This is a genomic window from Devosia limi DSM 17137, assembly GCF_900128975.1.
Classification (GTDB): domain Bacteria; phylum Pseudomonadota; class Alphaproteobacteria; order Rhizobiales; family Devosiaceae; genus Devosia; species Devosia limi.
Window position 1 is genome coordinate 158,133 of record NZ_FQVC01000008.1, and the last position, 14,569, is coordinate 172,701.

General features: G+C 62.4%; 9 protein-coding genes. 8 read left to right on the forward strand and 1 reads right to left on the reverse strand.

What is annotated here, in order from left to right:
- Positions 1-43 precede the first annotated feature (43 nt).
- The 4 genes from BUA69_RS13920 to BUA69_RS13935 are packed head-to-tail and all read left to right on the forward strand — an operon-like array spanning position 44 to position 5,576.
- Positions 44-1,135 (forward strand): AI-2E family transporter, encoded by a 1,092-nt coding sequence (locus tag BUA69_RS13920; protein WP_046136079.1) that lies wholly within the window; start codon positions 44-46, stop codon positions 1,133-1,135.
- On the forward strand, positions 1,119-1,880 hold the full coding sequence (locus tag BUA69_RS13925) for a P-loop NTPase family protein (protein WP_072866566.1): 762 nt from the start codon (positions 1,119-1,121) through the stop codon (positions 1,878-1,880). Before BUA69_RS13920 ends, BUA69_RS13925 begins: the two co-directional genes overlap by 17 nt.
- A complete protein-coding gene (locus BUA69_RS13930; protein ID WP_046136080.1) occupies positions 1,873-4,044 on the forward strand; it encodes an RNA degradosome polyphosphate kinase in 2,172 nt (723 codons plus the stop codon). The genes BUA69_RS13925 and BUA69_RS13930 overlap by 8 nt, the downstream gene beginning before the upstream one ends.
- On the forward strand, positions 4,041-5,576 hold the full coding sequence (locus BUA69_RS13935; RefSeq protein WP_046136081.1) for a Ppx/GppA phosphatase family protein: 1,536 nt from the start codon (positions 4,041-4,043) through the stop codon (positions 5,574-5,576). The genes BUA69_RS13930 and BUA69_RS13935 overlap by 4 nt, the downstream gene beginning before the upstream one ends.
- 191 nt (positions 5,577-5,767) lie before the next feature.
- On the opposite strand, the gene rnd is transcribed toward BUA69_RS13935, so the two are convergent.
- Complete coding sequence (gene rnd, locus BUA69_RS13940) at positions 5,768-6,937, reverse strand: ribonuclease D (protein WP_046136082.1); 1,170 nt, start codon at positions 6,935-6,937, stop codon at positions 5,768-5,770.
- Between the two features lie 199 nt (positions 6,938-7,136).
- Between rnd and aspS the strand changes: the two genes are divergently transcribed.
- The 4 genes from aspS to BUA69_RS13960 all read left to right on the forward strand — a co-directional run bounded on the left by aspS (position 7,137) and on the right by BUA69_RS13960 (position 14,565).
- The gene (gene aspS, locus BUA69_RS13945; RefSeq protein WP_046136162.1) at positions 7,137-8,930 is read left to right on the forward strand and encodes an aspartate--tRNA ligase; all 1,794 of its coding nucleotides are present in this window, start codon (positions 7,137-7,139) and stop codon (positions 8,928-8,930) included.
- Positions 8,931-9,097: 167 nt separating this feature from the next.
- The gene (locus tag BUA69_RS13950; protein ID WP_143154521.1) at positions 9,098-10,699 is read left to right on the forward strand and encodes an EAL domain-containing protein; all 1,602 of its coding nucleotides are present in this window, start codon (positions 9,098-9,100) and stop codon (positions 10,697-10,699) included.
- Positions 10,700-10,839: 140 nt separating this feature from the next.
- On the forward strand, positions 10,840-13,122 hold the full coding sequence (locus BUA69_RS13955) for an NADP-dependent malic enzyme (RefSeq protein WP_046136083.1): 2,283 nt from the start codon (positions 10,840-10,842) through the stop codon (positions 13,120-13,122).
- Between the two features lie 471 nt (positions 13,123-13,593).
- Complete coding sequence (locus tag BUA69_RS13960; RefSeq protein WP_046136084.1) at positions 13,594-14,565, forward strand: ribose-phosphate diphosphokinase; 972 nt, start codon at positions 13,594-13,596, stop codon at positions 14,563-14,565.
- Positions 14,566-14,569 lie beyond the last annotated feature (4 nt).

Below are 14,569 nucleotides of genomic sequence, written 5' to 3' on the forward strand. Positions count from 1 at the left end.
TGATAGCTTCTCCACCACACTGACGCAAGGGTCGGCTGGCGCAATGTCACTGCGAAATCAAGTCCTGATCTGGATCGCGTTCTTTGTGGTCCTCATCCTCATTCTCTGGCTCTTCCGCGGCATCCTCTTGCCCTTCGTCGTGGGCGCCGCACTGGCCTATCTGCTCAACCCGCTGGTCAACCACCTGCAGAAGTTGCACCTCGGCCGCGGCTGGGCCACGGCCCTGGTGCTGTTCTGTTTCGTTGCCATCATTCTCGGGCTGTTCTTCATGCTGGTGCCGTTGGTGGTCCAGCAGGTCGGCGGGCTGATCCAGCGCCTGCCGGGCTATACGGCCGATCTGCAGAGCCTGGCGCGCCGCTGGGCTCCCGAACTCAATGAATGGCTGGGCCCGGAACGGGCCGCGCAGCTCGAGGCGACGATCACCGATATGCTGGGCCGCCTGGTTGGCATTGTCGGGGTGATCACCGGCGAGGTCGTGGCCAGCAGCATGACGCTGATCAGCGCCATCGGGTTCATCATCTTCACCCCAGTGGTGACCTTTTACCTGCTGCTCGACTGGGAAGGCATGGAGCGGGGCCTGCAGGGGCTACTGCCGCGCCAGTACAAGGACGAGATCAACGGCATTCTGCGCGATATCGATAGCTCCATGGCTGGCGTTATTCGCGGGCAGGGCGGCGTGGTGCTGATCCTGGCGGCCTTCTACGCGACGTCGCTGACGCTGGCCGGGTTGAATTTCGGCCTCGCCATCGGCTTGATCGGCGGCTTGTTCAGCTTCGTGCCGTTTGTGGGCTTTGCGCTCGGGTTCGTGCTGTCCATGGGCATTGCCATCGTCCAGTTCTGGCCGAATTGGTGGATGGTCGTGTTGATCTTCTCGATCTACATGGTCGGCCAGTTCATCGAAGGCAATATTCTGTACCCCAAGCTTGTCGGCTCCTCGATCAACATCAACCCGGTCTGGCTGATGTTCGCCTTGCTGGCGTTCGGCGCTCTGTTCGGCTTTGTGGGCCTGCTGCTGGCTGTGCCGCTGGCGGCAATTGGCGGGGTGCTGGTGCGCTTTGCAGTAGCCAAGTACAAGGCGAGCTCGCTCTATCGCGGGCCAGATGGTGACGCCGGTGGCGATGCCAGCGCGGTCTGATACCGATCCGGAGATCGATCCGGCGGGCGATGCGCCCGGTCAGCTGGCGTTCGAGCTCGGTCACACGCCCGCGCATGGCGAAGCTGACTTCATGGTCGGGGAAGGGAATGCTCTTGCGCATGGCCGGATCATGGCTTTCCCCAACTGGCCCGATCCGCTGACCCTTGTCAGTGGTCCCGCCAAGGCCGGCAAGTCGCATTTGGCGCGGATTTTCGCCGATCGCAGCGGCGCGGTGTTTGCCGGACCCGACGATCTGGAGCGCCTGGCGCGCGACGGCGGGCGCCAGCCGGTGGTCATCGAGGATGTCGATCGCGGCGGCTATGACGAGGCGGGGCTGTTCCATTTGCTCAACCAGTCGATGCGCGATCACCGGCCGGTGCTCATGACCGCGCGCGAGGATGTTGCGAACTGGCCGTTCTCGACCGATGATGTGCGCTCGCGGGCGCGGCGGGCGACCGCGTTCGGCGTGGCGATGACGGATGACATTCAATTGTCACAGATGTTCGTGAAACTGTTCGGGGATCGCCAGGTTGCGGTCGATCCCAGGATCATCGGCTATCTGGTGGCGCGCATGGAGCGGTCGACCGAGGAAGCGGTGATCCTTGTCGACCTCATGGACCGGCTGGCCCTGGCGAAGGGGACCGCCATCACCCGCAGCATCGCCGCCGATGCGCTCCACCGCCGCAGCTTGGCGAGCGGGGACGCGCAGCACGAACAGGACTGGGACACCCAAGACGATGAATGAGATGAGCGAAATTCCCGAGGCGGATGCCGGCGTTCCCGACATCGAGGCGCTGCGTCGCAGCCCGGCCCGGTTCGTCAATCGTGAAGTCAGCTGGCTGCAGTTCAACATGCGGGTGTTGGAAGAAGCCGGCAACGAGGCCCATCCATTGCTGGAACGCCTGCGTTTCGTCTCGATCTCGGCGAACAATCTCGATGAGTTCTTCATGGTGCGTGTCGCCGGCCTCAAGGGGCAGGTGCGTGCCGGGCTGTCCAAGCAGAGCGCCGATGGTCTGACCCCGGCCGAGCAGCTCGAAGAGATTGCAACGCTGGCCCAGCACCTGCAGCTCGAGCAGCAGGACCAGTGGCAGACGATGCGCGAGGAACTGTTTGCGCAAAACGTCGTCATCCACGAGAGCAATGACCTCTCGACCGAGCAGATCAACTATCTGCAGAAGCTGTTCCGTGAGGAAATCTTCCCCGTACTGACGCCGATCGCGGTCGATCCGGCCCACCCATTCCCGTTCATCCCCAATCTGGGTTTGGCGCTCGCCTTCGAGCTGAAGCGCCCGAACAATGACAGTCCGCTGACCGCCCTGGTGCGTATCCCCGGCAATCTCGATCGCTTCATCACGCTGCCTTCGGGTCTCGTGTCGGAAGGGCGGACCGAGGTCGTTACCATCGACACCCTGGTCAAGCTGTTCTTCCACAAGATGTTCCCCGGCCATGAAGTGGTCGGTTCGGGTGCCTTCCGGGTCATCCGCGACAGTGAAATCGAAATCGACGACGAAGCTGCCGATCTTGTGGTGGAGTTCGAGTCGGCCCTGCGCCAGCGCCGGCGCGGCCAGGTGATCCGGCTCGAGATCGAACGCACCATGCCGCGCGCTCTCAAGCGCCAGATCAGCGAGCAACTCGGCGTCAAGGAAGGCGACATCTTCGAGGTACAAGGCTTCCTCGGTCTCGCCGATGCCAGCAAGATCTGCAATCTGGACCGCCCGGACCTCAAGTTCACGCCGTATCACGCGCGTTTCCCGGAGCGGATTCGTGACTATAATGGCGATAGCTTCGCCGCGATCCGGGCCAAGGACATCCTCGTCCACCATCCGTTCGAGAGCTTTGACGTAGTCGCCCAGTTCCTGATGCAGGCAGCCCGCGATCCCGACGTTGTTGCCATCAAGCAGACGCTCTATCGCACCTCGGCCGATAGCCCGATCATCAAGGCGCTGGTGCTGGCAGCCGAAGCCGGCAAGTCGGTGACCTGCCTGGTCGAGCTCAAGGCGCGCTTCGACGAAGAAGCCAATATCCGCTGGGCGCGCGATCTGGAACGGGCAGGGGCGCAGGTGGTGTTCGGGTTCATCGAGCTCAAGACTCACGCCAAGCTCAGCCAGGTGGTGCGCCGGGAAAAGGGCAAGCTGGTCAGCTATTGCCATATCGGCACCGGCAATTATCACCCGATCACCGCCAAGATCTATACCGACCTCAGCTACTTCACCATCGATCCGGCGATTACGCGCGACGTGGCGCGCGTGTTCAATTTCATCACCGGCTATGCCCGCCCGACCGAGCTCGAGACCATTGCCGTCTCGCCGGTCAACCTGCGCGAAACGCTGATGGAGAGCATTCGTCGCGAAATCGACTTCGCCAGGGAAGGCCAGCCGGCCAGCATCCTGCTGAAGATGAATTCGCTCGTCGATCCCGAAATCATCGATGGGCTCTATGACGCCAGCCAGGCCGGCGTAAAGGTCGATCTGCTCGTGCGCGGCATCTGCTGCCTGCGGCCCGGCATTCCCGGGTTTTCGGACAATATCCGGGTCAAATCCATCGTCGGCCGCTTCCTCGAGCACAGCCGCATCTATTGCTTCGGCAATGGCGAGGCCATGCCCAATCCGCGTGCCACGGTCTATATTTCCTCGGCCGACCTGATGGGGCGTAACCTCGATGGCCGCGTCGAGGTGATGGTGCCGATCCTCAACAAGACCGTGCATAAGCAAATCCTCGACCGGATTCTGGTTGCCTATCTCCGCGACAATCAGCAGAGCTGGGAAGTGCTGCCCGATGGCAGTTCACACCGTGTGCGCACCGCCGAGGGTGAGGAAGCCTTCAACGCGCACGACTACTTCATGACCAATCCGTCACTGTCCGGCCGCGGCAGCGCCGGGATAGACGATGGCGATGAGGGCTTCGATTGAACAAGTTCTGGGGCGTAGATGCCGATCCGACGGCCCAAGGGCGCATCAAGGGCGCCAAGCCGGTCGCGGTTCTCGATATTGGCTCCAACTCGGTTCGTCTGGTCGTCTATGAGCGTCACGCGCGCTCGCTGACCCCGCTCTACAACGAAAAGTCTGCCTGCGCCCTCGGGCGCGGGATCGCGGCGAGCGGCCGGCTGGCCGACAGCAACGTCAAGCGCGCGCTGACGGCGATCCAGCGCTTTGCGCTGGTGGCCCGCCTGATGCGCGTCGGCAAGGTGCATATCCTGGCCACCTCGGCTGTCCGTGACGCCGCCAACCGCGACGAATTCGTCAGCGCGGTCGAGGCCATCATGGATGCCAAGGTCAATGTGCTGAGCGGCGAGCAGGAAGCCCATTTCGCCGCCCTCGGCGTCGTCGCCGGCATTCCCGGATTTGTCGGCCTGGTCGGCGATCTCGGCGGCGGCAGCCTCGAACTCTCCACCATCAATAACGGCACCGATGTCGACGGGGAAACCTTTGAACTCGGCGTCATCCGCTTGCAGGACGACAGCGACGGCTCGCCCAGCAAGGCTGCCGAAATCGTGCGCGAGCGGCTCAAGAGTTCGATCCTGGCGCGCCGCGACGGCGGCGGGGACTTTGCCGCGATTGGCGGCACCTGGCGGTCCATGGCCAAGATGCACCAGATTTTGCGCGGTTATCCGCTGCACATGGTGCAGCATTACGTCGTTCCGGCCGCAGACATGATCGCCCTCTGCGACGAGATCGTTGCCGCCGGCTCGCTCAAGCATTATCCCGGCTCCGACAATGTCAGCTCATCGCGCCGCGATCTGGTGCCATTCGGCGCCGCCGTGCTGGGCGAAGTGCTCAAGGCCGGACGTTTCGACAACCTGGTCTTCTCTGCGCTCGGGGTACGCGAAGGCTATCTCTTCGGCCTTCTTGACGCGCGAGAGCAGCAGATTGATCCGCTGATCCAGGGCGCTGAGGAATTGTCCGTGCTGCGCTCGCGCTCTCCGGCCCATGCCAGCGACCTCGTCGCGTTTACCGGACAATACCTCGCCGCGGCCGGCGTCACCGAGACTGATGAGGGCATGCGCCTGCGCACGGTTGCCTGCCTGCTCGCCGATATCGGCTGGCGCGCCCATCCCGATTATCGCGGCCAGCAAAGCATCGAGGCCGTGGCCTATGGGTCGCTGACCGGGGTCGATCATCCGAGCCGGGCCTTTCTGTCGCATGTGATTTCGGTGCGGTATGGCGGGCTCAAGACTAAGCAGTCCCAGCAAAAACTGCTCGCACTGGCGGACCCCGCCGCGACCGCGCAGGCCCGTCTGATCGGCGCACTGTTCCGCGTCGCCTATCCCATGTCCGCCGCCATGCCGGGAATCCTTCCCCGCATCCGCTTCGCCGTGGAGGGCAATGAGCTGGTGCTGGGTCTGCCTACCGATCTGGCCTTCCTTGACGGCGAACATCTGCGCGGCCGCCTCGACCAGTTCGCCAACGTCGCCGGCTACAAGCGCGCTTCGATCCGAGTATAGTTGCGTCGGTCAGCGTTCCGTTACGGATCCTGATGCTGCGGGACGGTACTGACCACGCCATCCTTGTGGCGGCTCCACCCCCATCGTCATCACCCGGCGTTTCCGGATGATCCATCTTGTCAGATCACGAGATCATTTCCCGAACCACGGGGGCAGTGTGTGTGGCAAGCCGTGCGCACCACGCGTCCGCGTCACTCGACAGCAACCGCATCCTTCACCGCGAATTCGATCACCCCCTTGCGGGTCGCGACCAGACCAACGCGGCCGTGCTTGATGTCCAGCGCCTTTTCGCCGAACAGCTTGCGGCGCCAGCCCTTTAGGGCAGGGACGTCCGCCGCGTCGTCCAGCACCAGCGAGTCGATATCGTCCGAAGTGGCAATGATGCGCGCGGCGACGCCATGCTGCTCGGCGACCGACTTGAGCAGCACCCGGATCAGATCGCCAACCGCGCCCTTGGGGGATGGGCCGCGATAACGCTCCGGCATGACCGGCAGCTCTGCCTTGGAGAGCGCCTCGACCTCCTTGAGGATGGTCATGATCTCGGCAGCGGCGCTGCTGCGGCCAAAGCCACGCGGCACGGCGCGGAGCTTCTCGAAGGCGTCAGGCGTCAACGGACGCTGCATGGCCAACTCGAACAGCACGTCGTCCTTGAGCACACGGCTGCGCGGCTGATCGCTGTCCTGGGCGCGTTTTTCCCGCCAGGCGGCGAGGCGCTTGAGCGCTGCCAGGTCGCGCGGCCGGTTGATCTTCATCTTCAGCCGTTCCCAGGCCTGCTCAGGCTGGACGACATAGGTATCGATGCTGCGCAGCACGCCGAGTTCGTCCTCGACCCAGTCCCAGCGCTTGGTGGCGTCGACCTGCTTGCGCAGTTCCTTATAGATATCGCGGAGATGGGTGACGTCGGCTACCGCATAACGGCGCTGCTTCTCGCTAAGCGGGCGCGCCGACCAGTCGGTAAACCGGGAGGACTTGTCGAGTTCGACATTGGTGATCGAACGCACCAGATTGTCATAGGAGACGCTGTCGCCGAAACCACAGACGCTGGCGGCGATCTGGGTGTCGAAGATATTGACCGGCACCTTGCCGGTAAACTTGACGAAGATTTCGATATCCTGCCGCGCGGCGTGGAAAACCTTGGTCACCTGCGGATTGGCCAACAGGTCGAAGAAGGACGTCAGGTCCAATCCTGGCGCCAGTGGATCAATCAATACCGCTTCGTCTTCGGTCGCCGCCTGGATGAGGCAAAGCTTTGGCCAATAGGTGGTTTCGCGCAGAAATTCGGTATCGACCGTTACGTAATCAAACTTGGAAGCGCGCTCGCAAAATGCGGCGAGCACGTCTGTGGAAATAACTAGGTCCATACCGGCTTCCGTCTCAAAAAGGTCAAGATTGTTCCTAGCAGGTGAGGCACCGTCACTCCAGAAGGGATTTGTTAAGCATTGGGAATTGGTTACTCCTTATGCCTTCACAAGTCCCGTTCACCGGCTGCGCTGCTTGACAAGCGGGGCTCCCCATGCGCTTTTCCCGCCCAAGATTCCGGCCTTTTTCAACGGTTACGCCATGACATCACATCGCTATCGCTCGCACACCTGCGGGGAATTGACTGCTCAAAATGCGGGGCAGACAGTCCGGCTCAGCGGATGGGCCCATCGTATTCGCGACCACGGCGGCCTGCTGTTTATCGATCTGCGCGACCATTATGGCCTCACCCAGATCGTTGTGGACCCTGATTCCCCCGCTTTCGCGGCCGTGGAACATGTCCGTTCGGAATGGGTCATCCGTATTGATGGTGAAGTGAAGCTGCGCGATGCGGCTGCCGTGAACCCAAACCTGCCGACCGGCGCGATTGAAGTGTTCATCCGCGAAATCGAGATTCTCTCGGCCGCCAGGGAATTGCCGCTCCCGGTGTTCGGCGATCAGGAATATCCCGAGGACGTGCGCCTCAAGTACCGCTTCGTCGATCTGCGTCGCGAAAAGCTCCATGCCAATATCGTCAAGCGCACCAAAGTGATCGCGGCGATGCGCAATGGCATGACCGAGCAGGGCTTTGCCGAGTACTCGACCCCCATCCTGACCGCGTCCTCGCCCGAAGGCGCCCGCGACTTCCTGGTGCCCAGCCGTATCCATCCCGGAAAGTTCTTCGCGCTGCCGCAGGCACCCCAGCAGTACAAGCAGCTGCTGATGGTGGCTGGCTTTGATCGCTACTTCCAGATTGCGCCATGCTTCCGCGACGAAGACCCGCGCGCCGACCGTCTGCCGGGCGAGTTCTATCAGCTCGACATGGAAATGAGCTTCGTCACGCAGGAAGACGTCTGGAACACCATGACCCCGGTCATCACCAGCATCTTCGAGCAGTTTGCCGACGGCAAGAAGGTCAACAAGGAATGGCCGCGCATTCCCTATGACACCGCCATCCGCAAATACGGCTCCGACAAGCCCGATCTGCGTAACCCCATCGAAATGCAGGCCGTGACCGAGCACTTTGCCGGTTCGGGCTTCAAGGTGTTTGCCGGCCAGATCGAAGCCGATGCCAAGGTCGAAGTCTGGGCCATCCCGGCCAAGAACAAGGCCGGCGCCGAACCGATCGGCCGCGCCTTCTGCGATCGCATGAATGCCTGGGCCCAGGGCGAAGGCCAGCCGGGCCTTGGATACATCTTCTTCAAGGACGGGCAGGGCTCCGGCCCGATCGCCAAGAACATCGGTGAGGAACGCACTGCCGCCCTCAAGGCGCAACTCGGTCTCGATGATGGCGATGCCGTATTCTTCGTCTGCGGTCGCCCCGAGAAGTTCTACAAGTTCGCTGGCGAAGCCCGCACCAAGGCTGGCACCGATATTGGTGTCATCGATACCGAACGATTCGCCCTGTGCTGGATCGTCGACTTCCCCTTCTACGAATGGGACGAAGAGGAAAAGCGCGTCGACTTTGCGCACAATCCCTTCTCCATGCCGCAGGGCGGGATCGACGCACTCAACAGCCAGGATCCGCTGACCATCAAGGCGTATCAGTATGACGCTGTCTGCAATGGGTACGAAATCGCCTCCGGCTCGATCCGTAACCAGCTGCCCGAGACCATGGTTCGCGCCTTCGAGCTGACCGGCAAGTCGCGCGACGAAGTCGAAGAGCAGTTCGGCGGCCTTTACCGCGCCTTCCAGTATGGCGCTCCCCCGCATGGTGGTGCTGCCTTCGGCGTCGATCGCATCGTCATGCTGATCTGTGGCGTGCAGAACCTGCGCGAGATCACTGCGTTCCCGATGAACCAGCAGGCAGAAGACCTGTTGATGGGGGCGCCGAGCCCGGCTGCCCCCAAGCAGCTGCGCGAGCTGAGCATCCGGCTGAACGTTCAGGACAAGTAAGCCAAGCAGGCATCTGCCAGATATTGACTGGGGGCGGGCACCGAATGGATGCCCGCCCTTGTTGTTTGTGCTGCCCCATTGGTTTCCGGCGGTTAACCAGCGTTAATGATCCGTTAAATGCTGATTGCTAGTGAGGGGGAGTATTTTCTGCACATTGGATTCGTCCGTTGAAATCCAGGTATTCCCATATCCTCATGCTGCTGGGTGCGCTTCTGGCGTTCATCCCCATCATTGCAGTGGACTACCTGCTGGATGCCTATGTTCGGGTGACAGAGAAAAATAAGGTACAACAATCTGTTGTAGCCGTTACCTCTCAAGTTGAACTCGGTGTGGACGACGCTATTGCCTCCCTGCGCCGAATTCTCGCCGAGAGCCCGTCGCTCTGTACGCCGACCTTTGTCGCCAATGTGCAGCGCGAGATCGAATCCAGTCTCAATATGAAGCAGGTGCTGGTCGAGAACGTTGATGGCGTTCAGTACTGCGACGCTTTCGGACTCACGGTAACCTATTCGCCGCTTTCGGGCAGCTTGCCTATTCCGGGGCACACCGAGACCATCACCTTGGTCAAGCTGGGCGATCTGGCAATGCCGGCGCTCAAGATCACCCAGGTCTTTGGGCAGGGACGCCGGGTGTCGGCCTTTGTGCCGCTTCTGGGCCAGATGCCAACGGCGCAGTCAACCGGCCTAGGGCCATCAGGCATGATGCGGGTGCTGCTGACCAATGGTGCACAGGTGCTCACCGTTGGGGATTCCCAATCCTTCGATAATCGCACCACCAGGACCGAGTTTGTCTATGCGCAGGCCTTTGCCGGCGAACTGCCGCTGCGTGGCGAAGCCGCCATTCCATTCGCCATTGCGCGCGCCGGCTATTCCGACCTTGATGTGGGTTTCACCCTTGTCGCCGGCCTGATGAGCGCCGGGCTGCTGTTCATGGCGCTGCAATATGTGCGCCGCTCCCGCGTGCCGGCCTTCGACCTCGAGCGCGCCATCGCCCATGGCGAGATCAAGCCCTATTACCAGCCGGTGATCAACCTGCGCACCGGCGAACTGGTCGGCTGCGAAGTGCTGTGCCGCTGGGAAAAGAAGAACGGCAAGGTCATCCCGCCCGGCGCCTTTATCGACTATGCCGAAGTCACCGGCCTTGCCATTCCGATGACGCTGTCGCTGATGCAGCAGGTGCGCGCCGATCTTGGCGAACTCTGCCAGCTGATGCCCGAGATCAAGGTTTCCATCAACCTGTTCGAGGGTCATTTCCGCGACGGCAGCATTGTCGAGGACGTCCAGGCCATCTTTGGCGGCTCGCTGATCGATTTCCGCCAGCTGGTGTTCGAAATCACCGAGCGCCGGCCGCTGGAGAACTCTGTGCAGGTCAATAGCGTCATCGCGGGTCTGCATGCCCTTGGTTCGCGCCTCGCCATGGACGATGCCGGCACCGGCCACTCCAATCTCGCCTATCTCGCCACTTTGGGCGTCGACGTCATCAAGATCGACCGGATCTTCGTCGATATGGTCAAGGCCGATACCAAGCAGGTGCCGGTGCTCGATGGGCTGATCACCATGTCGCACGATCTGGGCTGTGAAATCGTCGCCGAGGGCGTCGAGACCGAAGCACAGGCGCTGTATCTGCGGGCCCGCGGCGTACTGCATGCGCAGGGTTTCATTTTCGCTCCAGCGCTCAAGGTAGGGGCGTTCAAGGAGCTGGCGATGGCGCTGCACGCCACCAAGAACCCGCGCAGCGGCGTCGATGGTATCGTTGACAGCGCTGCCTGAGCCACATTTGCCACTTTAGTTGCGCCCCTGCACGGACATAGGCCCTTTTCATCTGGCGCGATTGGTGGCACCAACGCTGGCTCAAGCTTGGCTTTCACTTGTCGAGGAAGGCCGTCCGTTCGTGCGTGAGGAGCAATTCAGTGTCATCTGACATCAACGAGCAACGCAAAGCCCTGCGCGAAGCGGCGCTGCATTTCCATGAATTCCCCAAGCCCGGCAAGCTCGAAATCCAGGCAACCAAGCCCCTTGGCAACCAGCGCGACCTGGCCTTGGCCTATTCGCCCGGCGTTGCCGCGCCTTGCGAGGAAATCGCCGAGCACCCCGATGCCGTGGCGCGCTACACCTCGCGCCAGAATCTGGTGGCCGTCATCTCCAATGGCACTGCCGTGCTCGGCCTCGGCAATATCGGCGCGCTGGCCAGCAAGCCGGTGATGGAAGGCAAGGCGGTTCTGTTCAAGAAATTCGCCGGCATCGATGTGTTCGACATTGAAATCGACGAACTCGACCCCAAGAAATTCATTGAGGTTGTGGCCCCGCTCTGGCCGACTTTTGGCGGCATCAATCTGGAGGACATCCGCGCCCCGGACTGCTTCGAGATCGAGGAAGTCCTGCGCGAGCGCATGAATATCCCGGTGTTCCATGACGATCAGCACGGCACCGCGATCATTGTCGGCGCCGCTGTGCTGAACGGCCTGGAACTGGCCGGCAAGAAGATCGAGGACGTCAAGATCTGCACCTCCGGTGCCGGTGCGGCGGCAATCGCCTGCCTCAACGTTCTCGTCGCCCTTGGCGCAAAATACGACAACATCTGGGTCGCCGACAAGGATGGTCTGGTCACCCACAAGCGCAACGACGTCAATGACAAGTGGCGCGGCCAGTTCCGCCGCCAGAGCGATGCCACCACGCTCGCCGAAGTCATCGACGGCGCCGACGTGTTCCTCGGCCTGTCGGCCGCCGGCGCGCTGAAGCCCGAAATGCTGCTCAAGATGGCCCCCAAGCCGCTGATCCTGGCGCTGGCCAATCCCAATCCAGAGATCATGCCCGAACTGGCCAAGTCGACCCGTCCGGACGCCATGGTCTGCACCGGTCGTTCGGACTATCCCAACCAGGTCAACAACGTCCTCTGCTTCCCGTTCATCTTCCGCGGCGCGCTCGACGTCCACGCCTCGACCATCAACGAGGAAATGAAGCTGGCCGCCGTGCGCGCCATCGCCAAGCTGGCGCATGAGCCGGGCCTGGAAGTCTCGCCCTCGGGCGCGCCCGCCGTTTACGGTCCCGACCACATCATTCCCAATCCATTCGATCAGCGCCTGATGCTGCGCATAGCGCCTGCCGTGGCGCGCGCCGCCATGGAATCGGGTGTAGCCAAGAAGCCGATCGCCGATTTCGACGCCTATGACGACACGCTGAACCGCTTCGTGTTCCGCTCGGGTCTGGTGATGAAGCCGATCATCGATCGCGCCCAGGGCCAGAACAAGCGCATTGCCTTTGCCGATGGCGAGGACGAACGCGTGCTGCGCGCCACCCAGGTGCTGCTGGAGGAGCGTATTGCCCGCCCGATCCTGATCGGTCGTCCCGCCGTCATCGAGCAGCGCATCGAGCGCTTCGGCCTCAATCTGCGCCCCGGCACCGATTTCGAGGTCATCAACCCCGAAGACGATCCGCGCTACCGCGACTATGTCAGCCTGTTCCACTCACTGGTCGGCCGCAACGGCGTGACACCGGACACGGCCCGCCAGGTGGTCCGCACCAATACCACCGTCATTGGTGCGCTGGCCGTCAAGCGCGGCGAAGCCGATGCGCTGATCTGCGGCCTCCAGGGTCGTTTCATCAAGCATGTCCGCGACATCCGCTCGATCATCGGGCTGCAGGACGGTGTGCAGGACGTTTCGGCGCTCTCCATGCTGATCATGCCGCGCGGCGCGTTCTTCCTGGCCGATACCTATGTGAACCAGGACCCGACCGCCGACGAGATTGTCGAAATCGCCCTTCAGGCCCGCAACCATCTCAAGCGCTTCAACATCGAAGCCCGCGTGGCGCTGCTCAGCTATTCGAACTTCGGTTCGCGCGACGGCGATAGCGCCTACAAGATGCGCGAGGCCTATCAGAAGCTGAAGGCCATCGCGCCCGAGATGATCGTCGAAGGCGAAATGCAGGGCGATCTGGCGCTCAATCAGGACCTGCGCGAGCGCTACGTCCCCGACTCGGTGCTGAGCGGCGAAGCCAACCTGCTGATCTTCCCGAACCTCGACGCCGCCAACCTGTCGATGACGCTGCTCAAGGAAATGAACAACGGCCTGTCCGTTGGTCCCATCCTGATGGGTCCGCAATCGCCGGCGCATATCCTCGCGCCCTCGACCACCAGCCGCGGCATCGTCAACATGGCTGCCATCGCCGCCACCGAGGCGATGGGCTCGGAGTAGGGCACTCTGGCCCCGGTTTTTCCGGGGCCAATTCACAGCCACGGAGACATTCCCGCGCAGGCTGGAAACTCCTCCCCGCACCGGACTTTTGTCCGCCACGCAAAATGCCCGCCTCCCACCACGTCATCCCGGCGAAAGCCGGGATCCAGTTTCGGACCGCCCCAGCGAACTGGTTTCCGCTTCCGCCGGAATGACGGCTGATGGTCAGGCGCCCCCCAAACCACCCCCAAATCAACCCCGATCCTCACACCCCTCACCGGGTCATTCCCGCGCAGGCGGGAATCCATTCTGCCCTCCGCGCATCAAAACGAACCTATTCCCGCCTGCGCGGGGATGACTCCGTGGCTGGCCAAATCCTCCACGCCGCGCGCCACCTCCATCAAATCCCCACCCATCCCATCGGAAACCTTGCAGCGACTGGCTCAGTGCGGTAAGTCGCAGTTCCAGCCCCCAAGAGCCAGGATAACCCCGATGAACCAGATCGCCGTATTCGGTGGTAGCGCTCATCCTCAACTTGCTCGGGACATCTGCGCCAAACTCGGCGTGCCGCTGCACCCCACGCTGGTGAAGCGCTTCTCCAATGACTGCCTCGAAGTACATCTGCAGGCAAATTGCCGCGAGCAGGATGTGTTCCTGATCCAGACCTTGAGCGCCCCGGTGCAGGATCACCTGGTGGAGCTGCTGCTGATGCTGGATGCGGCCCGAGGGGCCTCCGCGGCGCGCATCACCGCCGTCATCCCGCACTATTCCTATGCCCGCTCCGACAAGAAGGATGCGCCGCGCATTTCCATTGGTGGCCGTCTGGTTGCCGATCTGCTCAAGACTGCTGGCGCCGACCGCGTGCTGACCATGACGCTGCATTCCCCGCAGGTGCATGGCTTCTTCAGCGTCCCCGTCGATCATCTCCACGCGCTGAGCGAACTGGCGGATTACTTCCGGCGCTACGATCTCAGCAATGCCGTGGTGGTGTCTCCCGATCTCGGCAATGCCAAGACCGCCGCCGCCTTTGCGCGTCGCCTCGGGACGCCCGTTGCCGCCGGCGCCAAGGAGCGCATCAGCGACACCGAAGTCCGCATCTCGGCGATTATCGGCGACGTGCATGACCGCGACGTCATCGTGCTGGACGATGAGATCGCCAGCGGCGGCTCGATGATCGAGCTGCTGGCCCATCTGCGGGCCAGCAATGTGCGCTCCATTCGCATCGCCTGCACTCATGGCATCTTCGCTGGCTCTGCCCTCGAGCGTTTGTCCGCGCAAGCCGGCCTGGACGAAATTGTCTGCACCGATACCCTGCCGGTCGCGGTGGGGGCGGCGAGTGAGAAGCTCACCATATTGTCGATTGCGCCGGCACTGGCCGAGGCGATGCGGCGCATTAATAGCGGCGAGTCCGTCAGTGCGCTATTTCACGAAACCACGGCGGCTGAGCGGCGCGCAGCGGAATAGCGAA

What these genes read in the sequence shown, in the direction of transcription:
- BUA69_RS13925 (WP_072866566.1), top strand. Translation starts at nt 1,119, where the DNA reads ATGCCAGCGCGGTCTGATACCGATCCGGAGATCGATCCGGCGGGCGAT.
- BUA69_RS13930 (WP_046136080.1), top strand. Translation starts at nt 1,873, where the DNA reads ATGAATGAGATGAGCGAAATTCCCGAGGCGGATGCCGGCGTTCCCGAC.
- aspS (WP_046136162.1), top strand. Translation starts at nt 7,137, where the DNA reads ATGACATCACATCGCTATCGCTCGCACACCTGCGGGGAATTGACTGCT.
- BUA69_RS13960 (WP_046136084.1), top strand. Translation starts at nt 13,594, where the DNA reads ATGAACCAGATCGCCGTATTCGGTGGTAGCGCTCATCCTCAACTTGCT.
- BUA69_RS13920 (WP_046136079.1), top strand. Translation starts at nt 44, where the DNA reads ATGTCACTGCGAAATCAAGTCCTGATCTGGATCGCGTTCTTTGTGGTC.
- rnd (WP_046136082.1), bottom strand. Translation starts at nt 6,937, where the DNA reads ATGGACCTAGTTATTTCCACAGACGTGCTCGCCGCATTTTGCGAGCGC.